Source organism: Streptomyces sp. NPDC025638, from assembly GCF_055558775.1.
Map to the genome: position 1 here is coordinate 408,515 of NZ_JBVHLX010000002.1, position 25,600 is coordinate 434,114.

Annotated in this window: 21 protein-coding genes; 14 read left to right on the forward strand and 7 right to left on the reverse strand. The window is 72.0% G+C overall.

Annotated features, from left to right (window positions below):
• The first annotated feature begins 53 nt into the window (after nucleotides 1–53).
• The 6 genes from ACZ4EG_RS05960 to ACZ4EG_RS05985 all read left to right on the forward strand — a co-directional run bounded on the left by ACZ4EG_RS05960 (nucleotide 54) and on the right by ACZ4EG_RS05985 (nucleotide 8,429).
• Complete coding sequence (locus ACZ4EG_RS05960; RefSeq protein WP_467789699.1) at nucleotides 54–1,061, forward strand: LacI family DNA-binding transcriptional regulator; 1,008 nt, start codon at nucleotides 54–56, stop codon at nucleotides 1,059–1,061.
• Nucleotides 1,062–1,183: 122 nt separating this feature from the next.
• Nucleotides 1,184–3,127 carry a dynamin family protein gene (locus tag ACZ4EG_RS05965; protein WP_467789700.1) on the forward strand — a complete coding sequence of 648 codons (1,944 nt, stop codon included), beginning with the start codon at nucleotides 1,184–1,186 and terminating at the stop codon, nucleotides 3,125–3,127.
• A 3-nt stretch (nucleotides 3,128–3,130) separates the two neighbouring features.
• Nucleotides 3,131–4,945, forward strand: coding sequence for a dynamin family protein (locus ACZ4EG_RS05970; protein WP_467789701.1), 1,815 nt, complete (start codon nucleotides 3,131–3,133; stop codon nucleotides 4,943–4,945).
• Between the two features lie 17 nt (nucleotides 4,946–4,962).
• Entirely contained in the window at nucleotides 4,963–6,918 is a 1,956-nt protein-coding gene (locus tag ACZ4EG_RS05975; protein WP_467789702.1) for a dynamin family protein, read from the forward strand.
• Nucleotides 6,918–7,937, forward strand: coding sequence for a hypothetical protein (locus tag ACZ4EG_RS05980; protein ID WP_467789703.1), 1,020 nt, complete (start codon nucleotides 6,918–6,920; stop codon nucleotides 7,935–7,937). Before ACZ4EG_RS05975 ends, ACZ4EG_RS05980 begins: the two co-directional genes overlap by 1 nt.
• Nucleotides 7,938–7,940: 3 nt before the next feature.
• The gene (locus ACZ4EG_RS05985) at nucleotides 7,941–8,429 is read left to right on the forward strand and encodes a Pycsar system effector family protein (protein ID WP_467789704.1); all 489 of its coding nucleotides are present in this window, start codon (nucleotides 7,941–7,943) and stop codon (nucleotides 8,427–8,429) included.
• A 16-nt stretch (nucleotides 8,430–8,445) separates the two neighbouring features.
• On the opposite strand, the gene ACZ4EG_RS05990 is transcribed toward ACZ4EG_RS05985, so the two are convergent.
• The 3 genes from ACZ4EG_RS05990 to ACZ4EG_RS06000 all read right to left on the reverse strand — a co-directional run bounded on the left by ACZ4EG_RS05990 (nucleotide 8,446) and on the right by ACZ4EG_RS06000 (nucleotide 11,349).
• Entirely contained in the window at nucleotides 8,446–9,168 is a 723-nt protein-coding gene (locus ACZ4EG_RS05990; RefSeq protein WP_467789705.1) for a Crp/Fnr family transcriptional regulator, read from the reverse strand.
• A gap of 315 nt (nucleotides 9,169–9,483) precedes the next feature.
• Nucleotides 9,484–11,058, reverse strand: coding sequence for a DEAD/DEAH box helicase (locus tag ACZ4EG_RS05995; RefSeq protein ID WP_467789706.1), 1,575 nt, complete (start codon nucleotides 11,056–11,058; stop codon nucleotides 9,484–9,486).
• Nucleotides 11,059–11,145: 87 nt separating this feature from the next.
• The gene (locus ACZ4EG_RS06000; RefSeq protein WP_031161015.1) at nucleotides 11,146–11,349 is read right to left on the reverse strand and encodes a cold-shock protein; all 204 of its coding nucleotides are present in this window, start codon (nucleotides 11,347–11,349) and stop codon (nucleotides 11,146–11,148) included.
• A gap of 438 nt (nucleotides 11,350–11,787) precedes the next feature.
• On the opposite strand from ACZ4EG_RS06000, the gene rsgA reads away from it, so the two are divergent.
• The 3 genes from rsgA (at nucleotide 11,788) to ACZ4EG_RS06015 (ending at nucleotide 14,893) form a co-directional block, all read left to right on the forward strand.
• Nucleotides 11,788–12,879 (forward strand): ribosome small subunit-dependent GTPase A, encoded by a 1,092-nt coding sequence (gene rsgA / locus ACZ4EG_RS06005; RefSeq protein WP_467789707.1) that lies wholly within the window; start codon nucleotides 11,788–11,790, stop codon nucleotides 12,877–12,879.
• Between the two features lie 125 nt (nucleotides 12,880–13,004).
• Nucleotides 13,005–14,402, forward strand: coding sequence for a bifunctional transcriptional activator/DNA repair enzyme AdaA (locus ACZ4EG_RS06010; RefSeq protein ID WP_467789977.1), 1,398 nt, complete (start codon nucleotides 13,005–13,007; stop codon nucleotides 14,400–14,402).
• On the forward strand, nucleotides 14,399–14,893 hold the full coding sequence (locus ACZ4EG_RS06015) for a methylated-DNA--[protein]-cysteine S-methyltransferase (RefSeq protein WP_467789708.1): 495 nt from the start codon (nucleotides 14,399–14,401) through the stop codon (nucleotides 14,891–14,893). Before ACZ4EG_RS06010 ends, ACZ4EG_RS06015 begins: the two co-directional genes overlap by 4 nt.
• Here ACZ4EG_RS06015 and ACZ4EG_RS06020 read toward each other — a convergent pair.
• Nucleotides 14,890–15,267 carry a PPOX class F420-dependent oxidoreductase gene (locus ACZ4EG_RS06020; protein ID WP_467789709.1) on the reverse strand — a complete coding sequence of 126 codons (378 nt, stop codon included), beginning with the start codon at nucleotides 15,265–15,267 and terminating at the stop codon, nucleotides 14,890–14,892. The two genes, ACZ4EG_RS06015 and ACZ4EG_RS06020, sit on opposite strands and share 4 nt — an antisense overlap.
• A gap of 191 nt (nucleotides 15,268–15,458) precedes the next feature.
• Here ACZ4EG_RS06020 and ACZ4EG_RS06025 point away from each other — a divergent pair, with 191 nt between their 5' ends.
• A complete protein-coding gene (locus tag ACZ4EG_RS06025) occupies nucleotides 15,459–16,655 on the forward strand; it encodes an SGNH/GDSL hydrolase family protein (RefSeq protein WP_467789710.1) in 1,197 nt (398 codons plus the stop codon).
• 4 nt (nucleotides 16,656–16,659) lie between these two features.
• Here the strand turns inward: ACZ4EG_RS06025 and ACZ4EG_RS06030 are convergent, their stop codons facing one another.
• Together ACZ4EG_RS06030 and ACZ4EG_RS06035 are read right to left on the reverse strand one after the other, a co-directional pair.
• Nucleotides 16,660–17,142: a DUF456 domain-containing protein gene (locus ACZ4EG_RS06030; RefSeq protein ID WP_467789711.1), complete on the reverse strand. Its 483-nt coding sequence runs from the start codon at nucleotides 17,140–17,142 to the stop codon at nucleotides 16,660–16,662.
• Between the two features lie 48 nt (nucleotides 17,143–17,190).
• On the reverse strand, nucleotides 17,191–18,177 hold the full coding sequence (locus tag ACZ4EG_RS06035) for a helix-turn-helix domain-containing protein (protein ID WP_467789712.1): 987 nt from the start codon (nucleotides 18,175–18,177) through the stop codon (nucleotides 17,191–17,193).
• 317 nt (nucleotides 18,178–18,494) lie between these two features.
• Between ACZ4EG_RS06035 and ACZ4EG_RS06040 the strand changes: the two genes are divergently transcribed.
• The 3 genes from ACZ4EG_RS06040 to ACZ4EG_RS06050 all read left to right on the forward strand — a co-directional run bounded on the left by ACZ4EG_RS06040 (nucleotide 18,495) and on the right by ACZ4EG_RS06050 (nucleotide 22,572).
• On the forward strand, nucleotides 18,495–19,889 hold the full coding sequence (locus ACZ4EG_RS06040) for a PP2C family serine/threonine-protein phosphatase (RefSeq protein WP_467789713.1): 1,395 nt from the start codon (nucleotides 18,495–18,497) through the stop codon (nucleotides 19,887–19,889).
• Nucleotides 19,890–19,994: 105 nt separating this feature from the next.
• On the forward strand, nucleotides 19,995–21,737 hold the full coding sequence (locus tag ACZ4EG_RS06045) for a pyruvate dehydrogenase (protein WP_467789714.1): 1,743 nt from the start codon (nucleotides 19,995–19,997) through the stop codon (nucleotides 21,735–21,737).
• A gap of 376 nt (nucleotides 21,738–22,113) precedes the next feature.
• On the forward strand, nucleotides 22,114–22,572 hold the full coding sequence (locus ACZ4EG_RS06050) for an ATP-binding protein (RefSeq protein WP_453557622.1): 459 nt from the start codon (nucleotides 22,114–22,116) through the stop codon (nucleotides 22,570–22,572).
• A 74-nt stretch (nucleotides 22,573–22,646) separates the two neighbouring features.
• On the opposite strand, the gene ACZ4EG_RS06055 is transcribed toward ACZ4EG_RS06050, so the two are convergent.
• Nucleotides 22,647–23,684 carry a DUF2637 domain-containing protein gene (locus ACZ4EG_RS06055; RefSeq protein ID WP_453557620.1) on the reverse strand — a complete coding sequence of 346 codons (1,038 nt, stop codon included), beginning with the start codon at nucleotides 23,682–23,684 and terminating at the stop codon, nucleotides 22,647–22,649.
• Nucleotides 23,685–24,133: 449 nt separating this feature from the next.
• Here ACZ4EG_RS06055 and ACZ4EG_RS06060 point away from each other — a divergent pair, with 449 nt between their 5' ends.
• Nucleotides 24,134–24,934 (forward strand): GntR family transcriptional regulator, encoded by an 801-nt coding sequence (locus ACZ4EG_RS06060; protein WP_467789715.1) that lies wholly within the window; start codon nucleotides 24,134–24,136, stop codon nucleotides 24,932–24,934.
• Nucleotides 24,935–25,600 lie beyond the last annotated feature (666 nt).

Consider the following 25,600-nt stretch of genomic DNA (forward strand, 5'->3'; position numbering starts at 1 on the left):
TGGGTGGGCGTCAAGGGTCGGGTACGAACGGGACCTTGGCGGGAGGACGCGGCGTGGCCAGCCGTCCCACGATGAAAGACGTAGCCGCGGCGGCGGGCGTCAGCGCCATGACGGTGTCCCGGGTCGTCAACGGTGACGCGTCGGTCGCGCCGCGCACCGCCGCCCGGGTGGAGGCCGCCGTCCGCCGGCTCGGCTACCAACGCGACGATGTGGCCCGCCAGTTGCGCCGCGCCGACCGGCCGAGCCAGACCATCGGGCTGATGGTCGACAACGTCGCCGACCCCTTCATGGCCGCGGTCGCGTCCGCCGCCGAGGACGTGGCCCGGCAGCGCGGCAGCACGGTGCTCATCGGCTCCAGCCACGACGACCCCCGCCGGGAACGGGAGGTCATCGCGGCCTTCACCGCGCGCCGCGTCGACGGGCTGATCCTCACCCCGGTCGCGGGCAGCCACCGCGTTCTGCGCTCGGCCCAGGCACGCGGCACCAAGATCGTGTGCGTGGACCGGGCCGCGCCCGGCCTGGAGGCGGACGCCGTGGTGGTGGACAACCACGGCGCGGTGAAGGAGGCCGTCCGGCATCTGATCGCGCACGGCCACCGACGCATCGCCTACCTCGGCGACAAGCGGGAGATCTGGACCGTGGGCGAACGCTACCGGGGCTATCTGGCGGCGCTGGAGGCCGGAGGTATCGACGCCGATCCGCGGATCGTCCGGCACGGACTGAGGTCGGGCCCGGACACCGCCAGGGCCGTCACCGAGATCCTCTCCTCACCGGAGCCGCCCACGGCCGTCCTGGTCAGCAATGACATCGTCGCGTTCGGGGCACTGGCCGTCCTGCCCCCCGGCATCGCGTTCATCGGCTTCGACGACTTCGCCCTGGCCGCGCAGCTGACCCCACCGGTCACCGTCATCGCCCAGGACCCGGTCGCGCTCGCGACGAACGCCGCGCAGCTGCTGTTCGCCCGCATCCACGGGGACGACTCCCCGACGCGGACCGTCGTCATGCCCACCCGGCTGATTCCGCGGGGGTCGGGGGAGATACCGGGGCCGTACAGCCGTTGATCCGGTCTCGGCCGTTCGTTGCTGTTCGATCCGGTGCCGGCCGAGGCAAGTCGCTCGGCATATCGCGCCGATCCCATCGTCTGATGAGAAGTTGGCCCGGCAGTCGTTTCTACGCTGGCGAGGTGACGAAACAGCTGGTGGTGGATGGCCCGGGGGAACGGTGGGACTCGGCGGTCGCCGGGCACCTGCGGTGGATCCGCGGCCTGCTCGACAGTCTGGGGCTCCCGGCCGAGCGCCGGAGCGCGCTGCGTCACCGTCTGCGCGCGGTGGAAGCGCGCGCCGCGGACCCGGAATTGAGGGTCGCGGTGTTCGGCGAGGCGTCCAGCGGCAAGAGCACCCTGCTCAACGCCTTTCTGCAGCGCAGGCTGCTGCCCTCCTCGGCCCGGGTGACCACGCACACCACGACCGTGCTGCGCCACCGGGACGGCGCCGAGGGCGTGGTGGTCCGCACGGCCGACGACGAGGTGCTGACGTGGCCGTCCGCCGCGTTCGCCCAGTGGACGGGGCTGCGCCACACGTCCCGTCCGGGCGATCTGGAGGATGCCCTGGAGCGGGTGCTGACCACCGAACTGGCCGAGCAGGTACGGGACTTGGAGGTCCTGGCGCCCGTCCGCCTGCTGGGCGGCGGTACGGCGGTACTCGACACACCGGGGTTCAGCGTGACCGAACGGGGGCATCGGGAGCTGGCCGTGGCCGCCGCACGGCAGGCGGACCTGGCGCTGGTCGTGGTGCCCGCCGTCGCCGCGATGTCGATGACGCTGGTGGACTTCCTGAGCGGACCGCTGCTGGACCACCAGGACCGGTGCGCGTTCGTGCTCACCAAAACCGACCTGCTCGACGAGGACGAACGGGCCGAGGTCGTCGAGGTCGTCGAGAACCGGCTGAAGGAACTGGGGATCGGTGATCCGGTGCTGCTGCCCTGCGCTCCGGGGCAGGCACTGAAGGAGCTCACCGCGCCCGGCGCCCGCGGGCCCGAACCGGAAGGACACCTCGCGAGGTTCCTCGCCGTCGAGGCACGGATCGCGGAACTGGCCGCCGAGCGACGGCAGTTCGCCATCGCGGCCACGGTGCTCGGGCTGCTCTCGGAGTTGCTCTCCACGGTGCAGGAGTCCGCGCAGTCCCAGCGTGCCGAACTCAGCCGTACGGAGCGCGGGTTGGCCGCCCTGTCCCTGCCGGACTTCCCGGCCTTTCTGGACGCCTGGGCCCAGCGCACCCTGGACCGGGCCGGAAGCGAGCTGAGTCATGCTGCCTCGGCCGGCATCCCCGCGGCGTCCCGGGCGACGCTGGAGGCGAAGGTGGTCGACGCCGTCGCCGGAGACAAGATCGGCAACATGTCCGAGGCGGCCGGAAACGTCTCCCGTATCGTCCGGCTCCACTTACGCGAAGAGGCCGAGCGGGCCGTGCGGACCGCGGCGGACCGGGCCGGCGAGCTGCTCACATCCGGAGCCGAGGAACTGGCGCGCGACTTCACCACCGAGTACAGCGCCCTGGCCGGGCTGGCCGGTGAGATCTGGGCCGCGCCCGAGGCACCCGCGGTGCGGGCGACCGACCTGCCCGCCCCCGACCTCTCCGGCGTCGACGAGACCCTCACCGCGATCGGCACCCAGCTGAGCGCCAGCGACAACTGGCGCACCGGCGGCGGGGCGATGGCCGGAGCCCTGGCCGGCAGCCTGATCGCCCCCGGCATCGGCACCGTCATCGGTGGCGCGCTCGGCGCGCTCATCGGCAAACGCGGCAATGACGCGGCCCGCGAGCAGTTTCTGGAGCGGGCCCGCCCGATCATCGCCGCCGCGCACGAGGAGATCGGCACGCTCGTCGGCGACTCCCTGCTGCGCGTCCGCGCGGGCGTCACCGACAGCATCGCCGCCCTCCGTCGGCAGTACGACGACGAGTGGGGCGCGGAGATCGCCCGCCTCACCGCTGAGAACGACCGGCGGCGCGCCGAACTCGCCGCCGGCATCGCCGCCATGGAGGAGGCCGCCGACGGCGCCGGACGCCGCCGCGAAAAGGTCGCCGCCCTGCGTGGCGAGGCCGCCCGCACCGTCCCCGACCCCGAGGAGCAGTGACCCATGGACAACGGTTCCCCGCCCGTCGCCGGCACCCCGCCGCCCGCGCCCACCACCACCCATATCGCCGACGTCACCGCCGCCGCTCCCGGCTGGCTGCGCGAGGCCCGTCAACTGGCCGAGGACTACGGGCTGGACCGCATCGGCACGGCCCTGGAGGCCCTGGCCGCCGAACGCGGAAGGCAGTTCTTCCGGATTGCGGTGGTGGGCGAGTTCAACCGGGGCAAGTCCACCCTGATCAACCGGCTGATCAACCGCGACCTGCTGCCGACGGGACCGCGCCCGGTCACCCGTGCCCCGGTGACGGTCCGGGCGGCCCAGAGGGAGTCGCTGCGGCTCACCTGGCCGGACGGGCACGACGAAGTGCGCGCTCTCGACGCCGAGGACTCCTGGGATGGTCTCATCGGCACCCTGCCCACCCCGAGGCCGCCGCACGGAGCGGAGCCCGAGCCGGCACCGCCCGAGCCCGCCGTGGTCGCCGCCGTGGCCGACGCCTGGCTGACCGAGCTGGGCATCGAGCTGGTGGACCTGCCGGGGGTCAACTCCGGCAGCGAGGAGCAGTTCGAACAGGTACGCCGCACGGCCGCGGCCAGCGACGCCGTACTGTTCGTCGTCTCCGCGGTGTCTCCCATGAGCAGCACCGAACACCGCCTCCTCCAGGAGGAGGTGCTGTGCCGCCACGTCCCGTTCACCGCCGTCGTGGTGACCATGCTGGACCTGGTCGCGGCCGAGGACCGCGAGGAGACCGTACGACACCTCGAGCAGCGCCTGGAGGACCTGCCCGGCACCCTCCCCGTGCTACCGGCCCCGGAGCCCGGCGGCGGAGAGCCGGAGCTCGCGGCCCTGCGCTCACTCGTCGAGGAGTTCGCCCGGGGCAGCGGTCGGGCGCTGTGGCGTGACCGGCGCATCGCCGCCCAGGTCGCCGACCACTGCGAGGCGATGACCGCAATCGCCGCCGAGGCCCTGGCGGCCGACGGGCTGTCCCAGGCCGAGGCCGACGAGCGGGCCGCGCAGGCAAGGACACTGCTGGAGAAGGAGGAACAGCGGTGGGAGCAGCTCCGCATCGATCTGACGGAACGTCAACTCGCCCTCACGGCCCGGCTGCGTGAGCAGATCCAGACGGACCGCGACGGCCTCATCGAGCGGCTGCGCTGGGAACTGGAACGCGCCCAGGACCCCGGTGACTGGTGGAAGCGGGACCTGCCCTTCCGGCTGCGGCACGAGCTGTCCCTGCTCGCCCAGCGGTCCGAACGCACCGTCCTGCCCCGCCTGACCGCCGACACCGACTGGCTCGACGCCGAGGTCGCCGGACAACTGCCCGGAGCCTGTCCGAGTCCCGTCCCGGCCTGGCTCGGACCGACCGTGCAACCACAGCTCACCGGCGAGATCTCCGACCTGTCCAGGACCCGCCTCGCGACCCGCCTCGGCGCCCAGGGCGGCGCCATCGTCGGCTACTTCATCGCCCTCGCCCGTTCGGCCCCGATACCGATGATCTACGGCGCGGGATTCAGCCTGATCGGCGGCCTGCTGGCCGAGGGTGCCATCCGGTCCGCGACCGAACAGCAGCGCAGCGAGGTCGACGCCGTACTCGTCCGCGTGGTCGACGACAGCACGGCAGCCTTCCTGCGGCAGGCCGTCGACCTGCTCGCGGACCTCTACACCGACGTGTTCGACCAACTGCGCGAGTCCCGCGTGGTGTGGCACGAGGCCAGACGAGCCGCGCTCGAAGCCCCGCCCGGGTCCGGCGTCGACTGGTCGGCCCTGGCCCGCCCGGCGGCCGCCCTGACCGCACGTATCCGGGCCGAACTGCAGAAGTGAAGGAGAGAGTGACGACCATGACCACCACGGAAGCCGTGGGTTACGGCGCCGCGGACGCCCAGCGCCTGCGGCTGATGGAGGTCTGCCGGCAACTCGGGAAGATCGCCGGGCAGATCGGCAACAGCGGGGCGGAAGGCGTCGTGACCGCCCTGCTCGAACGGATGGACAGCGATGCCTTCCACGTGATGGTGGTCGGCGACTTCAACCGCGGCAAGTCCACCTTCGTCAACGCCCTCCTGGGCGCCCAGGTGCTGCCGGTCAAGGCGACGCCCGCCACCGCCGTCATCACCGAGGTCAAGTTCGGCGACCCCCCGGCCGCCCGGCTGTGGCGGGAGGACGCCGCGGTACCCGAGACCGTCCACCCCGAGGACCTCATCTCCCTCATCACCGTCAACAGCAAGGAACGCGACCAGCGCAACCCCTACGTCAGGGCCGAGGTCATCTGGCCGCTGGAACTGTGCCGCCACAACGTCGTACTCATCGACTCGCCCGGCCTCAACGAGCACGCCAACCGCGACGAGATCACCCTCACCCACCTGCGCAAGGCGGACGCGGTGATCTTCCTCCAGCATGCGATCGCCCCCATGAGCATCAGCGAGTCGCAGTTCCTCACGTCCTACCTGGACGCGCACGACCCCTTCTTCGTCTTCACGTACTTCGACGCCATCGAGGACACCGAGCGGGACGACGTGATCGCCGGGGCACGGCAGCGCATCGTCGGACTGCGCGGCGAGGACCGGGACGAGAACCGCTTCCACTTCGTCGACGCCAAGACCGCCCTGCGCGCCCGGATCGCCAACGACGCCACCGGCTACCAGAACTCCGGTGTGGCCGATCTGGAACACGCCCTGGAACGCTATCTGGTGACGGACCGGCACAAGGTCAAGCTGCTCACTCCGGCGCGAGCCCTGCGCGGCCTCGCGCGGGAGCTCGACCGCAACATCCCGCACGAACTCGCCCTTCTCGACACCAAGTCCGCCGACCTGGAACGACGCTGGGAAGCCGCCCAGCAGCCGCTGCGCGACCTTGAGGTACAGGCCCGGCAGATCTCGCTGGACATCCGCAACCAGACCCGGATGCTCCAGGACAGGGTGGAAGCCCTGCTCGGCGGCTACCTCGCGTCCGTGGCGGACGAGGCTCCGGCGATCGCCGCGGAGGTCCCCCTGACGACCAGGATCGGCATGAATCCGCTGAAGGTTCCGGAGCGGGCCGAACAGGTCACCCAGGAGATCGCCGCGGGCACCGCGAGGGCCATCGAGCAGAAGGTGGCCGACTGGGTGAGCAGTTCGCTGGAGCCGGTGATCCACCAGGACCTGGAGAAGCTCGGCGAGCGGATGAACGCTCAGCTGAACTCCTTCGAGGCCCGTCTGGACGAGCTGCGGATCAGCCTCACCGGAGTGCGGGACGCCGGGCGCGCCGGGGAACGCGAGGAGGAACAACCGCTCACCAGGTTCCTTTCGGGGGCGGCCGGCTTCGTCCTCGGCGGAGTGGCGGGCGGCATGGTCGGTGCCCGGTTCGGAGCCAAGGAGGCGCTGCGCACCCTGCCGATCACGCTGGCGATCGCCATGGCCTGGATGTTCACCCCGTTCGGGATCCCGACCCTGATCGGCAGCATGCTCGTCCACGGATTCATCAAGAGCAAGGAAGCCGGTGGCCGGCTGGAGAACAGAATGCGGGAGGCCGTCGGCCGGGAGATGGCCACCCAGATCAGGCTGGCTGCGCCCAAGCAGGCCCGAGAGGCGGCCCAGGCGTTCGCCACCACGACCATGGAACCGATCGCCCGAGACGTGACCTCGGGGCTCTCCGCCCGGACCGGTGAACTGACCCGCAGCGTGGAGTCCGCACGCGAGGCCCGCCAGCAGGGCGGGGAGGCCGTCGAGGAGCGCCGCGCCGAACTGAACCGGCTGGACGCACTGCTCCGCAAGGCCGGTGACGACCTCGGCGACCTGGTCGACGAACTGGCGTTGCTCTGATGGCCCGTTACCGCAGGCGCCTGTGCATGGCCGTGGACCTGCGCCAGTACAGCCGCCACGGCTACACCGAACAGGCCGACGCACAGGTCAGGCTCCGCCTCGTCGTCGAACACGCGCTGCGCCGCGCCCGGGTCATGCGGGTCCGTACCCAGCAGCAACTGCAGGGCGACGGACGGCTGGTGGTCTTCCCGGCCCGTACCGACCTCGTACGGGCCGTCCCGGCACTGATCCTCGGCCTACGGGACGGCCTGTACGAGGCGAACCGGGCACCCGGCGCCTTCGGCCGGATGAGGATGCGGGCCGCGCTCGGACAGGGGTCCATCTCCCGGGCCGACAGCGGCTATCTGGGCGACTGCGTGGTGCTGGTCAGCCGCCTGGTGGACTCCGACGGGCTGCGCGGCGCACTGGAACGCAACGAGGACAGCGACCTGGCCCTCGCCGTGTCGAGCGAGCTCTACCGGGACGTGATCGTGCAGCAGGCCCATGGGCTGCCCGCCTCCGACTTCCGGCGGACCGAAGTGGTCACCGAGAAGAAGGACTTCGCCACCGACGCCTGGCTGTACGTGCCGAGGTCCGCGCCCGCCAGGGACATGAGCCAGGAGCCGGTGATCTGGGGGCACTCGCCGGGGCGCGCGGCCATGCGGGAGTTCGTCGTCCCGGCGCTGGCCGCCGCCCACCTCGCGGCCACCGTGGTCTCGCACACCCAGACGCTGCGGGAGTGGGCGCTGCCGGAGTCCGGTGCCGGTACGGGCTGCCGGGGCGACGACTTCGACGGACCGGACCACACGGGTCCGTACGGCGCCCACCACGCGGATGCTCCGCATGCGGACCCGTACCACCACGACCCGTATCACCACGACGCGCACCACCCGGATCCGCACCACCACGACCCGCACCACCCGGACCCTCATCACCCCGACCCGCACCACCCTGGCGTTCAGCACCAGCACCATGACCCGGATCCGCAGCACCACGATCCCGGCGACCACTTCCACCACTTCCACCACGGCGGGCACTGAGGCATGGCCGAACACACCTCGGCAGCGGAGGAGTTGGCGGCGGCGGTCGCCGCGATGGCCTCGTTCCAGCAGGTCACCCAGCAGGCCGACGCCAAGGCCGGAACGATGGTCACCGTGCACGTCGGTCTCGCGGCCGTCGTCGCCACCAAGGTCGGCTCGGTCGGTGCCCCGGCGCCGACCGGGCCGGTGGCCGTGCTCTTCTGGCTCGCCACCCTGGCGTATCTGCTCGGCTTCACCGTGTCGGGATACCTGCTGGTCCAGGTGATCCGTCCGCGCACAGGGCGGCACCCGGCACCGAACCGGTTCTCACTCGACGTCGCCGACCACACCGGTGCGACCGGCGATCGGCTGGCAGTCCAGGCATGGGCGACGGCGGACGCCATCGCGCGGATCGCCTCGCTCAAGAACCGCTACACGGCCCGAGCGGTCGGCTGGGTCGCCGGGATGGTCGTGGCGGCGGCCGTCTGGCTGGTGCTGGCCGGGGCGACATGAGGAGCGGCGCGGCGCCTCAGTCCGTACCGGCGATCCGGCTGAGTTCGGGGACGTCCCGGACCAGGATCCGCCGGTACCCGGTCTCGATGATCCGATGTTCGCGCAGCATCCGTAAGACCCGGTGCACGCTCGGCTCGGAGGCCCCGACCAGCGCCGCGAGCTCCGGTTGGGTGAGCGACACACCGATCGAGACCCCGGCCTCGCAGGGCCGGCCGTACACCCGGGTCAGCTCACCCAGTACCCGGGCCACCCGGGTGCTCACCGGACAGCCCCCGAACTCCTGTCTCCGCCGGGTCGCCCAGCGCAGTTTGCCCGCCACCGCGCGCATCACCGCCTGGGCGGCGTCGTCGTGCCGCGCGAGAGCCGCGAGGAACTCCTGCCGGGTGATGGTCTTTGCCGTCCCCGCTCCGGCCGCCACGACCGTGGCAACGCGTGGCTGTGCGTCGAAACAGGCCAGTTCGCCGACGATGTCACCACCGGACCGGACCGCCATCAGCGCCTCCCGGTCGTCCTCCGTCGTGGCCAGCACCTTGAACCAGCCGCTCAGCAGCAGGAAGACGTGCGAGCCGTACTCGCCCTCGCGCAGTAATCGTTCACCGCCCTCGAAGCGCACCGGCCGCCCGAGTCCGATCAGCTGATTGCGCGTCTCCACGCAGAGTCCACCCAGCAGGCTGGCCTCCGGCCAGTGGCCTTCCACCGGCCGGGGAGCGGGCCCGGTGCGCGCAGCGGTTGATGTCATGACGGGGCCCTTCGCATCGCCGTTGGTTTTTGGCCAAGATGCCGCCTGTCACGCATTGTGTCCCCGACTTCCGTGCTGCGCCCAGAAGTTGGGTGTTTTGGTGTGACTTTTCGGTCGGGGCCGTTCGTCCCGCACATGATGTGGTACCGGCGTGCGTGGTACCTGATGCCGCGCTGGGCCCTGTCGTCACATTCCCGTCTGCCCCGCGACGCCATGCACGCTCCCCCAAGCTCTCGGCTTCGCTCGAGCAGGGGGGACCCCCATGACGCCGAGAGGCCCGCCCTCCGGGCGACGACGGGAATGTGACGACAGGACCTAGGTGGCCGAGGTGCGGCGGCCGCCTCGGCGGTCGGAGCCTCGGCCGCCGGATCCGCGGCCGCCGGTGCCGGCAGCGCCGCCCGTGGCTCCGCCGGCCGCCGCTCGTCGGCGGGAGCCGCGGGCATCCTTGCCGGATGCGGAGGTGTCACTCCTGGTGGCAGCAGCTGTCGTCGCTCCGGACCCGTCGCCGTTTCGGCGTCGGCGGCCGGACCGCCTCCCGCGCTCGGCGCCGGTCTTCCGGTCCGGGCGGGATGCCGTCGGTGTCGTCGGCTGCGGGACCTCGATGGTGACGGGCACCCCCGAAGGCTCGCGGGCGCCGGTGAGGGTGACCAGTTCCCGGTCGCCCGACTTGATGCGGGCCGTACGGGGGCGGATGCCCGCGTCCGACATGAGCCGGGTGACGTCATGTCTCTGGTCGGGCAGGACCAGAGTGACCACGCTGCCCGAGCCGCCGGCGCGGGCTGTGCGGCCGCCCCGGTGGAGGTAGTCCTTGTGGTCGGCGGGGGGATCGACGTTCACGACGAGGTCGAGGTCGTCGATGTGTATGCCCCGGGCCGCGACGTTCGTCGCCACCAACGTGGTGACCTGGCCGTTCTTGAACTGTTCCAGGGTTCGGGTCCGCTGCGGCTGGGAGCGGCCTCCGTGCAGTGCCGCCGCGCGGACACCGACCGCCAGGAGCCGCTTGGCGAGCCGGTCGGCGGACCTCTTGGTGTCGAGGAAGAGGATGACCCGGCCGTCACGGGCCGCGATGCGCGTGGTGACGGCCTTCTTGTCGGTCTCGTCCAGGACGTGGAGCACATGGTGCTCCATGGTGGTCACCGCCCCCGCGGACGGGTCCACGGAGTGCACCACGGGGTCGGTCAGGAACCGCTGCACCAGGCGGTCGATGTTGGCGTCGAGGGTGGCCGAGAAGAGCATGCGCTGTCCGTCGGGCCGTACCTGCCGGATCAGCTTGGTGATCTGCGGCAGGAAACCCATGTCGGTCATCTGGTCGGCTTCGTCCAGCACCGTGATGCGGACGCTGTCGAGTACGCAGTCCCCTTGTTCCACGAGGTCGTTGAGTCTGCCGGGCGTCGCCACGACCACCTCGGCGCCGCGCCGGAGCGCACCCGCCTGCTTGGTGATGGACAGTCCGCCGACCACGGTGGCCAGCCGGAGGTTCACCGCCGTCGCGTAGGGGGTCAGCGCGTCCGCCACCTGCTGGGCGAGTTCCCGGGTGGGCACCAGCACGAGGGCGAGGGGTGCCTTGGACTGCGCGCGCAGCCCGGCTGTGCGGGCCAGGAGCGCCAGCCCGAACGCGAGGGTCTTGCCGGAGCCGGTGCGTCCCCGTCCCAGCAGGTCACGGCCGGCGAGTGAATTGGGCAGCGTGGCGGCCTGGATGGGGAAGGGGGTGGTGACACCTTGCGCGGTGAGGGTCTTCAGCAGCCCCGCGGGCATGTCCATACCGGCGAAGTCCTCGACGGCGGGAAGTGCGGGTGTCGTGTTTTCCGGCAGCCGGAATTCCCTCGACGACGACGCGGACGGCGGGGGTGACGAGGCGCGCCTATTCGGCTTCTGCGACCTGCGGGACATGCAGTTCTCTGCCTTCCTGGAAACAGCACAAACCGGGGTCCGCACCATGACGGTGCGGACCCCGGTGAGCGGATACGCGTCCGGCGATCAGGCGGGGACGATGTTCTCCGCCTGCGGGCCCTTCTGGCCCTGCGTGACGTCGAAGGAGACCCGCTGGCCCTCCTGGAGCTCACGGAAGCCCTGGGTCGCAATGTTCGAGTAGTGGGCGAAGACGTCGGGGCCGCCGCCGTCCTGCGCGATGAAGCCGAAACCCTTTTCAGCGTTGAACCACTTCACGGTTCCCTGTGCCATGACTTTCTCCTTCTGTAGGCAGAGGCCCCATCCGGAGATGCCGGAAAAACAAATAATGCGCCCGAAGGAGAAACATTCCCGTCAGGCGCACATAGGTTCATGGGTACCACAACTGCAACGCGAAAACGGTAGCACAGCTCGGCGGCCCGTGCGGAACATCGAGGCGCGCGCCGGGGCGCAAGGCCGCCGGGTCGGCGCGGGTCGGAAATCGGTGGCACTCGGGTGCGTGCCGCTCTAGGGTGAGGGCTGATTCGCACGGCGGCCGTCGGCCGCCGCTGTCGACCGTGTGAGGAACGGGAGGTGTGACCGATGGCTGTCTCTGCGAGGGGCGCTGCCCGCAACCAGAAGAGCATCCACTCCACCCCCGTGGCCTCCGGCTGACCTTTCTCCCAGCGCACATCTGCGCGGAGCCGGGGCCACCCTTGTGAAGGGTTTCCCTTGACTTCCAGCAATGCATTCTCCGCTCTCGCTCCCTACGGCTGGGACGAGGCATGGGCGGAGCAGTTCGCCCCGTACGACTCCGAAGGACTGCTGCCCGGGCGGGTCGTCCGCGTCGACCGAGGGCAGTGCGACGTCGTCACCGCCGGTGGCGTCGTACGGGCGGACACCGCCTTCGTCACCCCGCACGACCCGCTGCGGGTCGTGTGCACCGGTGACTGGGTCGCCGTCGAGCCCGGTGGCAACCCGCGCTATGTACGGACGTGTCTGCCGCGCCGTACCGCCTTCGTGCGCTCCACCTCCTCCAAGCGGTCCGAGGGGCAGATCCTCGCCGCCAACGTCGACCACACGATCGTCGCCGTGTCGCTCGCCGCCGAACTCGACCTCGGCCGCATCGAACGGTTCCTGGCCCTGGCCTGGGAATCGGGGGCGCAGCCCGTGGTCGTGCTCACCAAGGCGGACCTCGTGCCGGACGCGACGGCCCTGTCGTACCTCGTCCAGGACGTGGAGACGACCGCGCCCGGTGTGCCGGTGCTGACCGTCAGCGCCCTGTACGGCGAGGGGCTCGACGTCCTCGTGGCGCTCGCCGCCGGGGGTACCTCCGTGCTGCTCGGGCAGTCCGGCGCGGGCAAGTCGACGCTCGCCAACGCGCTGGTCGGACAGGACGTGATGGACGTCCAGGCCATCCGGGACATGGACGGCAAGGGGCGGCACACGACCACCACACGCAATCTGCTCGCCCTGCCCGGCGGCGGCGTGCTGATCGACACCCCCGGGCTGCGGGGCGTCGGGCTCTGGGACGCCGAGACCGGGGTCGGACAGGTCTTCTCCGAGATCGAGGAGCTGGCACAGCGCTGCCGGTTCCACGACTGCGCCCATGAGTCGGAGCCCGGGTGCGCGGTGCTGGCCGCCGTCGACGCCGGGGAACTGCCGCAGCGGCGGCTGGAGAGCTACCGCAAGCTCATGCGGGAGAACCAGTGGATCGTGGCCAAGACCGATGCGCGGGTCCGTGCGGAGCTGCGGCGCGACTGGAAGCGGAAGGGGGCGGAAGGAAAGGCGGCGATGGAGCTGAAGCGGGGGCGTTGGCGGTAGCCGCCCGGCGACGGTGCCGGTGCGGCCGTCGCCCGACGGGCTGGAGGGTGTCGGCCCGACCCGCCAGGTGCGTGTCCGATATCCGCCAGCCCGGCCCGGTGTCCATCGCTCACACTGGAAGCGTGATGGACGAAGACACCAGGTACGAGGCCGTGCGGAGCCGGGACGCCCGGTTCGACGGGGAGTTCTTCTTCGCCGTCGAGACCACGGGGATCTACTGCCGGCCCAGCTGCCCGGCCGTGACGCCGAAGCGGCGGAACGTGCGGTTCTACGCGACGGCCGCCGCCGCGCAGGGCTCCGGGTTCCGGGCCTGCAGGCGGTGCCGTCCGGACGCCGTGCCGGGCTCCGCCGACTGGAACGTCCGGGCGGACGTGGTGGGCCGGGCGATGCGGCTGATCGGGGACGGCGTGGTCGACCGGGAGGGCGTCGCCGGGCTCGCCGAGCGGCTGGGCTACAGCACGCGGCAGGTGCAGCGGCAGCTCACCGCGGAGCTCGGGGCCGGTCCCGTCGCGCTCGCCCGGGCCCAGCGGGCGCACACCGCGCGCGTGCTGCTGCAGACCACCGAGCTGCCGGTCACCGAGATCGCCTTCGCCGCCGGATTCGCCAGCGTGCGCCAGTTCAACGACACGATCCGGGCCGTGTACGACTCGACGCCGACCGAGGTACGGGCCGCCGCGCCCCGGGAGCGGGGCGCGCGCCGGGCCACCCCCGGCACCGGGATCCCGCTGCGCCTCGCGTACCGAGGACCGTACCGCTCCGGCGCCGTCTTCGACCTACTCGCCCGCGAGGCCGTGAGCGGGGTCGAGGAGGCCTGCGGCGAGCCCGGCCGTCGTACCTACCGGCGCACGCTGCGGCTGCCGTACGGCACCGGGACCGTCGCCGTCGAGGAGCGCACCGGCGCCCCGGGCGCGGGGAGCGCCGCGCATCCCGGCGGCTGGCTCGACGCCCGGCTGCATCTGACCGACCCGCGGGACCTGACCACCGCCGTGCAGCGGCTGCGCCGGCTGTTCGACCTCGATGCCGATCCGTACGCCGTCGACGAGCGGCTCAGCGGTGACGAGCGGCTCGCTGCGCTGATCGCCGCCCGGCCGGGACTGCGTTCGCCCGGCGCCGCCGATCCGGCGGAGTTCGCGGTACGGGCCCTGGTCGGGCGGCCGGACGCCGAGCGGCTCGTCCTGCGGTACGGCAAGGCGCTGGACGCCCCCAGCGGCAGCCTGACCCATCTGTTCCCCGAGCCCGCCGTCCTCGCGGAGGCCGAGCCGCACGGCACCCTGGGTGCGCTGGCCGCCGCGCTCGCCGACGGCACCGTACGGCTCGATCCGGGCGCCGACCGGGACGACACCGAGGCGGCGCTGCTCGCCCTGCCCGGTATGGACCCGGCCGTGGTCGCCGCCGTCCGGGTCCGCGCGCTCGGCGACCCCGACGTGGCCCCGCCGGGCGAGGACGTGCCCGACAGCTGGCGGCCCTGGCGTTCCTACGCCGTACAACACCTGCGTGTGCAAAAGGAGTTGGAGTCCGCATGACGTACTGGACCCGGGTGGACGGGCCCCTCGGGCCGCTGCTGCTCACCGCCGACCCGGACGGGGCGCTGACCTCGCTGTCCGTGCCCGGGCAGAAGGGCGGCCGTACGGTCCTGGCGGACTGGCGGCAGGACCGCGGGCCGTTCCGGGCGGCCGAGGAACAGCTCGCCGCCTACTTCGCCGGTGAACTCAAGGAGTTCCGGCTGGAGTTGCGGAGCCCGGGCACCGAGTTCCGGGAGCGGGTCTGGGCCGCGCTCGGCTCCGTCCCGTACGGCGCGACCACGACGTACGGCGAGATCGCCGCACGGATCGGCGCCTCCCGGGCCGCCGTACGGGCCGTCGGCGGCGCGATCGGCGCCAATCCACTGCTGGTCGTCCGCCCGTGCCACCGGGTGATCGGCGCGGACGGTTCCCTGACCGGCTACGCGGGCGGCCTCGACCGGAAGGTGTGGCTGCTCACGATGGAGGGGGCGCTGGGTACGGCGGATGCCTAGGCCCCGTCGTCCTCCAGGCCCCAGCTGATGATCCGGCGCGGATGGACGCGGATGACCTCCTCGCTCATGTACGGGCCCAAGTCGTGCGGGCCGACGAGGAGTTCGGCCTCCCCGCGGATGTCGACGCCGCGGACCTTCCACGGCCGCGTGCTGACGATGTCGTCCACGACCAGCGCGACCTTCGGGTTCTTCCGGAGGTTGCGCCACTTCTTGGTGGTACCCATCGAGCGGCCGCCGATCAGGATCGTCCCGTCGTCCTGCGGGAAGAAGCCCACGGGGTTCGCCTGCGGCTGCCCGTGTGCGTCGACGGTGGCCAGGCGTCCCAGCCGCTGTGACGCCAGATATGCCCGCTCGGCCTCGCTGAATCCAGTCATGGCACCAGTCGAACACGCCCGCCCCGCCCGGCACATCGGCACATCGCCCCAGGGCCCCTGGGGCCGTCGGCCTAGTCCGGAACGGCCCGGCTGGGCCGTGCGGGTGTTTTCCGCGGTGACGTTCCGTCGACTTGCCGCGTCCGTGTGTCACCGTCGCCTCCAGCGGGCGACGGGGAAGGGCGGGCGCACACATGGTCAAGGCCGGGCGGGTTCTCGCACTGCTGCTACTGCTGGGGTCCTTGGGCGCCACCGCGCCGACGGCGACGGCCGACGCGGGTTCCGTGCTGTCGTCCGGCTGGACCGGCACCTGGGAGACCGCCCCCTCGGGGACCGCTCCCGCGCTTCCCGGTGCCGCCATCCGCAACGTCGTGCACACCAGTGTCGGCGGGACGGCCGTGCGGATCAGGCTCAGCAACCGGTTCGGCACAGTGCCCCTGACGCTGGGCTCGGTCACGGTCGCCCTGCGGCGGGCGGGCGGCGGTCCGGCAGCCGTGGCCGGTTCGATGCGCGTCGCCACCTTCGGCGGGGCCGAGTCCGTCAGCGTGCCGCCGGGCTGGGACGTGCTCACCGACCCGGTGCCGCTGGCCGTGCCGGCCGCCGCCGATCTGCTGGTCACGGTCTTCACGCCCGCCGACTCGGGCCCCGCGACGTACCACCGCACGGCCCTTCAGACCAGCTATGTCGCCGCGCAGGGCGAGGGGCGGGCCGCCGACGAGGACGGCGCGGCCTACTCGGCCAGGACGCGCTACTGGTACTACGTCACCGGCGTCGACGTGCGCGGCACGGCCGCCGGAAGTGTCGTCGCCTTCGGGGACTCCCTCACCGACGGCAACGGCTCCACCACCGATGCCAATCACCGCTGGCCCGACCGGCTCGCCGAACGCCTCCGGGGCCGCCGGCTGGGCGTCCTCAACGCGGGCATCGCCGGCAACCGCCTCCTGCGGGACGGCGTCGGGCCCAGCGCCCTGTCCCGGCTCGACGCCGACGCGCTGTCCCGGGCCGGGGTGCGCGCGCTGATCGTCCTTGAGGGCATCAACGACATCAAGGGCTCACCGGAGGCGAGCGACCCGGTCGCCTTCGTGGAGGCGTACCGCGAGATCGTGACCCGCGCGCACGCCCACGGCATCCGGGTCGTCGGTGCGACCCTCACGCCCTACAGCGGCTACTCCGCCTTCACGGCGGCCCGTGAGGCGGTACGGCAGAAGGTCAACGCCCTCATCCGCACGGGCGGTGTCTTCGACGTGGTGGTCGACTTCGACGCCGTCGTCCGCGACCCGGCGTCGCCCGAGCGGATCCGGCCCGACTACGACCCGGGCGACCATCTGCACTTCAACGACGCGGGCATGCGGGTGCTGGCCGACACCGTCGAGCCGGCCGTCCTCGGCTGACGCGTCAGCCCCCGATCACCGCGCCCAGCCACGCCCCAGCGATCAGCAGGCAGGCGAACAGCTCCGCCAGCACGCTGGAGCCGCCCGAGCGCATCGTCGTACGCAGCGCGGCCATGGCCTCGCCATGGCGGCCCAGACGCAGTCGCTCGTGGAGGTAGATCCCGGCCATGAAGCCGGGGATCGCGCCCAGCACGGGAAGCAGGAAGAAGCCGAGGAAGGCACCGGCGCCCGCGTACACCCCCATCCGGGGCGTGGCGCCGCTCTCGCGCAGCCGCCGGGGCGGGAGCGCCCAGCGCACCACCAGGGAGAGGGCCAGTACGACGGTGGCGCCCACCAGGACACCCCAGGCCAGCGGCTGCGGATCCGTCAGCGCCCACCACAGGACCCCGGCCCACACCAGCCATGACCCCGGCACCCCGGGCACCAGCACTCCGCACAGGCCCAGCACGATCACCAGGCCGACCAGCAGGAGCTCGGGCACTCCCATCTGCCCAGCGTGCCGGAGCCCGGGCGACGGCGCAGGCCAGGCGCTGGGTCAGTGGTCGTCCCTGGCCACCCAGCCCCGCTCGTAGGCGTGCCAGCCCAGCTGGAGCCGGGTCGTCACACCGGTCAGCTCCATCAGCCGCTTCACCCGTCGCTGTACGGTCCGCAGGCCCAGGTCGAGCTGTTTGGCGACGCTGGCGTCGGTCAGCCCGGCGAGCAGCAGCGAGAGCACCTCCAGATCGGTGCCGTCGGGACCGTCCGGCTGCTCCTCGACGACCCCCTGCGCACCCAGCCGCAGCGGCAGCGCGTCCCGCCACACCGACTCGAACAGCCCCGAGAGCAGCTCCAGCAGGCCGCTGGCGTGCACGACCAGCGCGGCCGGTTCGCCGGTGTGCGAGGTGAGCGGCACCATGGCCAGCGTGCGGTCGGCGACCACCAGCTTGGTCGGCACCCGGTCCACCGCCCGTACCCGCTCGTTGCGGCCCAGCGCCGCGGTCAGCTCGGTGATGCCGTCCGGCCGGTCGAGCACGGCCCGCTCGACGACCACCCGGTAGCGGACCCCGCGTCCGGCGGCCTGCTCCTCGGCGTCGTTGTCCATGCCGGAGACGACGGCCGGGTTGCCGGTGACCAGCGCGCAGACCTCGTCGCTTGCGCCGAGCTGGAGCTGGAGGAAGCGCTGAGTGACCGCGGACGCGCCGGTCACCACCTCGACCAGGTCGTGCACCGCGGGCTCCGTGGCTGCCGCGCGGTACTCCTCGGCGAGCAGGGCCGCCGCCAGCTCGGCCTTCTCCAGTTCGTGCCGCTGCTGGGTGAGCAGCGCGCCCAGCGCCACGCCCGGGGGTGCGGCGACCCAGCGGCCGGGGCGGGCCGAGGACTGCGCCGCGAGGCCGTGCCGCTCCAGCCGGCGCAGGGCGCGCTCGGTGTCGTGCTCGGCCAGTGTCAGGCGCCGGGCGAGATCGGCCACGTCGGCGGCGCCCACGGACACGAGTGCCCGGTACGCCGACTCGTGCGTCTCGTCCAGCCCTATCGCCGCGAGCATCAGCCCTCGCCCCTCCCTGAGACAAGTCGTGACACGGGCGGCCATGGCGGAAACCGGCCACGGCGCAATCCCGCCTCGGCACATCATCGCCGTACCGACGGTCACTCTGCCAAGGTGGCGGCACCGATCAGTTGATCAACGGTGTCGCCGGGCGGTCCTCCCGTGGGGGGTGGGGCCGCCCGGCGGCGTTGTGCGTATCGCCTTGCCTCGTACGGCAGTTCGCCGCGTCCCTCGGTACGGCGTGTACGTCCGGCAGGCGCGCCGGTTTTTCGGGATGCCCCGTTTTCATACGGCCCATGCGGTGGACAATTAGGGGCATGAGCCAGCAGGGGGGTAGGCCCACCCGTCATGAGGACGACTGGTGGGGGCAGCTGTACGACGACTCCACCGACGACGCCGGGCCCACGGCCACGGCCGACTCCCTGGACGACCGGTTCGCCTCGGCGGCGGACACGGTGGACCCACGATCGGGTACGGCGACGGGGGACAGCCCCTCGGACGCGCCCCCCGCCGTGGAGTCCACGGTCCCGCCGCAACGCGCGCCCACCGCGCCGGGCGAGGGACCTCCACGGCAGCGCGCCCCCTGGGAGCCGCCGGCCGAGGCACCCGAGGGCCCCGCGACGTTCCCACCGGGCCCCAGGCCCCCGGGCTTCAGGGACTTGCCGGACAGCACGCCTGACGTCCGGCAGGGTGCCCCTGCTGCCACTCAGCTCGATCTGCCCGTCGTCCCGCCGCCCTCCGCTACCGTCGACTACGTCGGATCCGGGCCGCCCACCTATGACGCCGAACCCACCGCGCTGCCCGTCGCCGATCCCGACGAGCTGGACGATCTGGTCGCGGACACGGTGCTCGACGGGGCCCGGTACGGGGCATGCACGCTGCGGGCCGTGTCCGTGCGGGGGGACTCCGCGCGGTACCGGGGAGAGCCGCGTCGCGACTCGTTGCTCACCGCGCGGTTCGGGTCGGGGGAGCAGGCGCTGATCCTCGTGGCCCTGGCGACCGGCGCGCGGGCCACGCCGGGGGCACACCGGGCGGCGGCCGAGGCCTGTCAGTTGATCGGGCGGGCCGTCGGACGCAGCCATCAGCGGCTCGGCGAGGACATCCGGGCCGCCCGGCGCGGTGACCTGAAGTCCGGCCTGCACCGGCTCACCGACCGCAGTCTCGGCAAGCTCCGCGCCAGCGCCGCCGAGCAGGGCATCGACCCGGATGAGTACTCGGCCACCCTGCGCTGTCTGCTGCTGCCCGCCCACCCGGAGTGCCGCACACGTGTGTTCTTCGGGATCGGCGAAGGCGGGCTGTTCCGGCTGCGGAACGGGGAGTGGCAGGACATCGAGCCACGGGTCACGGCCGACGACACCACCGGTGAGGCCGTGGTCGGCTTCGGCTCGCTGCCGTCCGAGACCCCGCAGGGCGACCGGCTCACCATGGACCTGGGCATCCCGACGCCCCCGAGTCCGTACGAACCGGCCCCCGAACCACCCCGCGAACCCTTCCGCTTCCGTGCCTCCGTCGCCCGTCCGGGCGATGCCCTGCTGATGTGCAGCGGCGGGCTCGCCGACCCGCTGCGCGGCGAGCCCGCCCTCTGCGCCTACCTGGCCCGGCGCTGGTCCCGTGGCACCCCACCCGGTCTGGCCGCGTTCCTCGCGGACACCCAGGTGCGGGTGAAGGGATACGCCGACGACCGTACGGTGGCCGCCGTCTGGGAGGCGTAACCGCGCACCCTGTGAATTCATGGATCTCGCAGAGACCGGACGGCATCCGATCGCACCCGATGGCACCGGACGGTTACTCCGGAGACGAAGGGGCACGCGAGAGCCATGGCCAAGCAGAACGTCGCCGAGCAGTTCGTCGACATCCTCGTCCGCGCCGGCGTACGCCGCATGTACGGCGTCGTCGGCGACAGTCTCAACCCGGTCGTCGACGCCGTCCGCCGCAACTCCGCCATCGACTGGATCCACGTACGGCACGAGGAGACGGCCGCCTTCGCGGCGGGCGCGGAGGCGCAGATCACCGGGAAGCTGGCGGCCTGCGCCGGCTCCTGCGGCCCGGGCAATCTGCACCTCATCAACGGCCTGTACGACGCCCACCGCTCCATGGCCCCGGTGCTTGCCCTCGCCTCGCACATCCCGTCCAGCGAGATCGGCCTCGGCTACTTCCAGGAGACCCACCCCGACCGGCTGTTCAGCGAGTGCAGTCACTACAGCGAGCTGATCTCCAGCCCCAAACAGATGCCCCGTCTGCTGCAGACCGCGATCCAGCACGCGGTCGGACAGCGCGGTGTGAGCGTGGTGTCCCTGCCCGGCGACATCGCCGACGAACCCGCGCCGGACAAGACCGCCGAGACCGCCCTGGTCACCTCCCGGCCCTCGGTGCGCCCGGGCGACGCCGAGATCGACCGGCTCGTCGAGATGATCGACAGGGCCGAGCGGGTCACCCTGTTCTGCGGCAGCGGCACGGCGGGCGCGCACCCCGAGGTGATGGAGTTCGCGGGGAAGATCAAGTCCCCGGTGGGCCACGCGCTGCGCGGCAAGGAGTGGATCCAGTACGACAACCCGTACGACGTCGGCATGAGCGGTCTGCTCGGCTACGGCGCCGCCTACGAGGCCACCCATGAGTGCGATCTGCTGATCCTGCTCGGCACCGACTTCCCGTACAACGCATTCCTGCCCGACGACGTCGCCATCGTCCAGGTCGACGTGCGGCCCGAGGTGCTCGGCCGCCGCTCCCGGCTCGACCTCGCCGTGTGGGGCGATGTGCGCGAGACGCTGCGCTGTCTCACCCCGCGGGTGCGGACCAAGGACGACCGGCGCTTCCTCGACCGGATGCTGAAGAAGCACGCGGACGCGCTGGAGGGTGTGGTCAAGGCCTACACCCGGAAGGTGGAGAAGCACGTCCCGATCCATCCCGAGTACGTGGCCTCCGTACTCGACGAACTCGCGGCCGAGGATGCGGTGTTCACCGTCGACACCGGGATGTGCAACGTCTGGGCCGCCCGCTACATCTCGCCCAACGGCCGCCGCCGGGTCATCGGTTCCTTCTCGCACGGCTCGATGGCGAACGCGCTGCCGATGGCGATCGGGGCGCAGTTCACCGACCGGGGCCGGCAGGTCGTGTCGATGTCCGGGGACGGCGGGTTCTCCATGCTGATGGGCGACTTCCTGACCCTGGTGCAGTACGACCTGCCGGTGAAGGTCGTACTGTTCAACAACTCCTCCCTGAGCATGGTCGAGTTGGAGATGCTGGTCGCCGGGCTGCCCCCGTACGGAACGGCCACCACCAACCCGGACTTCGCCGCCGTGGCCCGTGCCTGCGGTGCCTTCGGGATCCGGGTCGAGAAGCCCAAGCAGCTCGCCGGTTCCCTGAGGGACGCCCTCAAGCACCCCGGGCCGGCCCTCGTCGACGTCGTCACCGACCCCAACGCCCTGTCCATCCCGCCCAAGATCAAGGCCGAGATGGTCAAGGGGTTCGCCCTGTCCGCGTCGAAGATGGTGCTGGACGGTGGCGTGGGGCGCATGGTGCAGATGGCCCGGTCCAACCTGCGGAACGTGCCTCGGCCCTGACGGGTCGGTCAGGCTGTGGGGACCGTTTGATTCCGGCCAGTTTCACCGGCCTTGCAGAATCGTCCCTGCGGCGTATCGCGTGCCCGGTCTCCGCCGTGGCGGCGGCCGGATCGGCAGAACGGAACCGTTAGGCCCTTGACGGGGCACCCGTGGCGGCGTACTGCGGACCCCAGGTCCGGAACCTGGACGCGGGGGCACTGGAGCCTGCCCTGAAGTCCCCTCCAACCGTGGCCGAAGAGCCGGTTGTTGACTTTTCGACATGACTGCCCCTGGACGGACGGGGCATGGATCCCCGTGAAGGTGTTCGATCAGGAGGGGTACCGGCAACAGCGTGCGGGCGGGGGTCATGAAGAGGCAGGCACGAGGGGGCGGTCCCGTGGCGATCGGGGCCTCCTCGGCGAAGGCAGTGGGGGAAGAGACCGTCAACATCAACGTCGTGGAGCAGACGCACGCACCGCAGCTCAGGCGCCGGCTGGGCCGGGCGGACCTGCGGGAGGTGCCCGAGGCACGCAGGGCACTGCGCGAGCTCCTGAGGCACTGGGGAAAGCCTGGCCGCTCCGAGGTCGCCGAACTGCTCACCAGCGAACTTGTCACCAACGCCCTCGTCCATACCGACCGCGATGCCGTCCTGACAGCCGTCCTGGGGCCGCGTGGACTGCGTGTGGAGGTGCGGGACTTCGTCGGCCGCAGGCCGAGGATGTGCGCACCGAAGGCCGACGAGGGCACGCACGGCAGGGGTCTGGTGCTGGTGCAGTCCCTCGCGGACGCGTGGGGCGTACGGGCGCACGGGGTGGGGAAGTCGGTGTGGTTCGAACTCGGCGCGGAGGCCGCGTGAGCCACGGCAACGGGACGGGGGCGTGACCCTGAAGGTCACGCCCCCGTCCCGAGTGGTGTCCGGCCCCGGCCGGACTAGCCGAACTGCTGCTCAAGGTCCTTGAGCTTGCGCTCCAGGGAGTCGAGCCGTGGCAGCGCCATGGTGTCGTCCTCCGCGGTCAGGTCGACCGTGATCGGGTCAGACCCTTTGCGGACCGGCTGAAGGGAGGGCCGAGAGCGTACGGGCAGCGGTTCCGGCGCGGATATGGCAGGCTCCGCAGTGACCTGGGAGGAACCGCGTTCCACCTCGTGCACTTCCATCTGCCGGCCGGTGCCGCGGCCGACGAAACCGCGGTGCCCGCGGCTGATCGCCTTGAGCTGGGCACGCTCGACCCGCTGCTGCTCGCGGCGGCGCAGCCGCGTCTGCTCCTTCTGACGCTGGTCCTCGCGCACCTCCTCGACCGCCTCGTCCAGGCTGCGCACGCCCTCCAGGAGCATCAGCGACCAGGCCTTGTAGGTCTCGCGGGGGGCCCGCAGCCAGCGGACGATACGGATCTGCGGCAGCGGACGGGGCACCAGGCCCTGCTCACGCAGCGCGGCCCGGCGGGTCTGCTTCAGCGCGCGGTCGAAGAGCACGGCGGCCGACAGCGACATGCCGGAGAAGAACTGGGGGGCGCCGTCGTGGCCGATGCCCCGGGGTGCGTGCACCCAGTTGAACCAGGCCGCGGCGCCCGCGAACGTCCATACGAGGATCCGGGAGCCGAGGGCCGCGTCACCGTGGCTGGCCTCGCGCACCGCGAGGACGGAGCAGAACATGGCCGCGCCGTCGAGGCCGAACGGCACCAGGTACTCCCAGCCGTCGGTGAGGCCGAGGTTCTGCTGGCCGAAGCCGACCAGGCCGTGGAAGGAGAGTGCCGCGGCAACCGCCGCACAGCAGAACAGAAGGACATAGGAGGCGGTGCCGTATATGGCCTCCTTGCGCCGGCGGCGCTCCTCGCTGCGCTCCCACGAGTCGTCCGCGCTCGCGTCCTTCCCCGAGGAGCGCTTACCGCGCGCAAGCACCGCAACCGCCGCCAGCATGCCCAGGAGCAGTACGCCGCCCGGAAGCAGCCAGTTCAGCGATATGTCTCTCATCTGGGGTCCCTTGCATTGGGATAGGGCGTATCGCCCGCCATAGTGGCCCAATCCCAACGGCCCTCAGGGGGTTTCGGGGCAAGAGGCCGCCAACGAAGTGCAAGGGGATGCCCAGGGCGGCGTTCTGCTCGAACTGCCGCTTGAGGGGCGGGAGTTGAGTTCGAATAAGACTACCCGTACGGATGGGGCCACGGAAAGTTCCTGAGAAAAGTGAGGAAGTTGTGAACTGCCTGTCTCCGCGGGGGTGTTCCCAGTCGCCGGTGATTCTAGTGGACACCGGGCCGTGCCGTGACCGCCGGTCAGTGATCGGGATGAATGAAAAGGTAAGCCTTACCTTACTCACTTCGTTCGGAATTTGAACTGACGCGTTGTGCGCCTAAGGTGCTTGACGGGTGAGTAACAACCCGCCGTTAATAGCCCAAGTGCCGACAACCCGGAGGAGGACCCCCGTGAAGCAGGGCGCACACGGCTCCGCCGTAACGGGGATTCCTGATCATCCGGCGGACGCGCCGCGGGTGCCCGCGCAGCCGCGCGCCGCGGACGTGGCACGCGAGCGCGACACCTCGACGCCGGAGGCCCGAGGCGAGCACACGCACAGTGAGCGGCCGATTCCGCAGCCGCGGGCGGTCGTGCAGCGCTCGTCCGTGCGCGGCCAGATCCTGGACGCGCTGCGCTCCGCGCTCGTGACGGGGGAGCTGAAGCCGGGCGAGGTGTACTCGGGGCCCGCGCTCGGTGACCGGTTCGGGGTCTCCGCGACGCCCGTGCGGGAAGCCATGCAGCAGCTTGCGCTGGAGGGCGCGGTCGAGGTCGTGCCGAACCGTGGGTTCCGGGTCGTCGAGCGGGGCACCCGGGAGCTGGCCGAGCTGGTGGAGATCCGCGCGCTGATCGAGGTGCCGGTGATGCTGCGGCTCGCCCGTACGGTGCCTGCCGCGCGCTGGGCCGAGCTGCGGCCCCTCGCCGAGGACACCACGCGCGCAGCGTCCTCCGGCTGCCGCGCCACGTACGCCGAGTCCGACCGCACCTTCCACAACGCGCTCCTGGCCCTCTCCGGCAACGAACAGCTCGTCCGGATCGCCGAGGACCTGCACCGCCGCTCCCAGTGGCCCCTGGTCGGCGGCCCGCCGCGCCCGGGCCACGCCGACCTCATCGCCGACGCGGCGGAGCACACGGCACTGCTGGAGGCCCTGATCGCCCGGGACCTGGACGTAGTACGCGCCCTGGTGGGCGAACACTTCGCAGGCGCGACCTGAGCGCCACGCTGCGCCGCCCGGCCATCTGCGGGCCTGGCGCGGCTGTGCGGGGTCCCGGAGCGGGTCAGGAACCGTTGCCTCGGCCCCGTGGCGCTCATGGTCTTCGAGGGGCCGTCGTGCCGGTCGGCCTTCGCGCGGCCTGAGCGGTCGGTCTGCCGGGGCCCGCGCGACGCGTCCCGTGTGGGTGGTACGCGGCGGGGGCCCGGAGGGGGTCAGAAACCTCGCCTTCGGCCCCCGTGGCGCTTGCGGTCTTCGAGGGGCCGTCTTGTCCGGCGGCCTTTGCGCCGGAGTCGCCGGTGCGGGGCAGGGGTACCGGCGTGCGATGCCGGCCGATCCGGCCTGACCCGGGTTCGGCGCGGCCTGAGGAGTCTGCCGGGGTCCGCGCGACGCGTCCCGTGTGGGTGGTGCGTGGGGCGGGGGCCCGGAGGAGGTCAGGGGCTGTCGCCTTCGGCCCCGTGGTGCTTGCGGTCTTCGAGGGGCCGTCGTGCCGGAGTCGCCGATGCGGCTGGCTGGCCTTCGGCGCGGGCTGAGCGGCGTGCCGGGGCCCGCGCGACGCGTCCCGTGTGGGTGGTACGTGGCGGGGGCCCGGAGGGGGGGGGCAGAAACCTCACCTTCGGCCCCCGTGGCGCTTGCCGTCTTCGAGGAGCCGTCTTGTCCGGCGGCCTT

Bases quoted from the DNA above. Each gene is read 5' to 3' on its own strand.
- ACZ4EG_RS06020 (WP_467789709.1), bottom strand. From the start codon at position 15,267: ATGACTGGATTCAGCGAGGCCGAGCGGGCATATCTGGCGTCACAGCGG.
- ACZ4EG_RS05970 (WP_467789701.1), top strand. From the start codon at position 3,131: ATGGACAACGGTTCCCCGCCCGTCGCCGGCACCCCGCCGCCCGCGCCC.
- ACZ4EG_RS06040 (WP_467789713.1), top strand. From the start codon at position 18,495: ATGAGCCAGCAGGGGGGTAGGCCCACCCGTCATGAGGACGACTGGTGG.
- ACZ4EG_RS06035 (WP_467789712.1), bottom strand. From the start codon at position 18,177: ATGCTCGCGGCGATAGGGCTGGACGAGACGCACGAGTCGGCGTACCGG.
- ACZ4EG_RS05990 (WP_467789705.1), bottom strand. From the start codon at position 9,168: ATGACATCAACCGCTGCGCGCACCGGGCCCGCTCCCCGGCCGGTGGAA.
- ACZ4EG_RS05985 (WP_467789704.1), top strand. From the start codon at position 7,941: ATGGCCGAACACACCTCGGCAGCGGAGGAGTTGGCGGCGGCGGTCGCC.
- ACZ4EG_RS06025 (WP_467789710.1), top strand. From the start codon at position 15,459: ATGGTCAAGGCCGGGCGGGTTCTCGCACTGCTGCTACTGCTGGGGTCC.
- ACZ4EG_RS05975 (WP_467789702.1), top strand. From the start codon at position 4,963: ATGACCACCACGGAAGCCGTGGGTTACGGCGCCGCGGACGCCCAGCGC.
- ACZ4EG_RS05995 (WP_467789706.1), bottom strand. From the start codon at position 11,058: ATGTCCCGCAGGTCGCAGAAGCCGAATAGGCGCGCCTCGTCACCCCCG.
- ACZ4EG_RS06030 (WP_467789711.1), bottom strand. From the start codon at position 17,142: ATGGGAGTGCCCGAGCTCCTGCTGGTCGGCCTGGTGATCGTGCTGGGC.
- ACZ4EG_RS06055 (WP_453557620.1), bottom strand. From the start codon at position 23,684: ATGAGAGACATATCGCTGAACTGGCTGCTTCCGGGCGGCGTACTGCTC.
- ACZ4EG_RS06000 (WP_031161015.1), bottom strand. From the start codon at position 11,349: ATGGCACAGGGAACCGTGAAGTGGTTCAACGCTGAAAAGGGTTTCGGC.
- ACZ4EG_RS06045 (WP_467789714.1), top strand. From the start codon at position 19,995: ATGGCCAAGCAGAACGTCGCCGAGCAGTTCGTCGACATCCTCGTCCGC.
- ACZ4EG_RS06010 (WP_467789977.1), top strand. From the start codon at position 13,005: ATGGACGAAGACACCAGGTACGAGGCCGTGCGGAGCCGGGACGCCCGG.
- ACZ4EG_RS05980 (WP_467789703.1), top strand. From the start codon at position 6,918: ATGGCCCGTTACCGCAGGCGCCTGTGCATGGCCGTGGACCTGCGCCAG.
- ACZ4EG_RS06015 (WP_467789708.1), top strand. From the start codon at position 14,399: ATGACGTACTGGACCCGGGTGGACGGGCCCCTCGGGCCGCTGCTGCTC.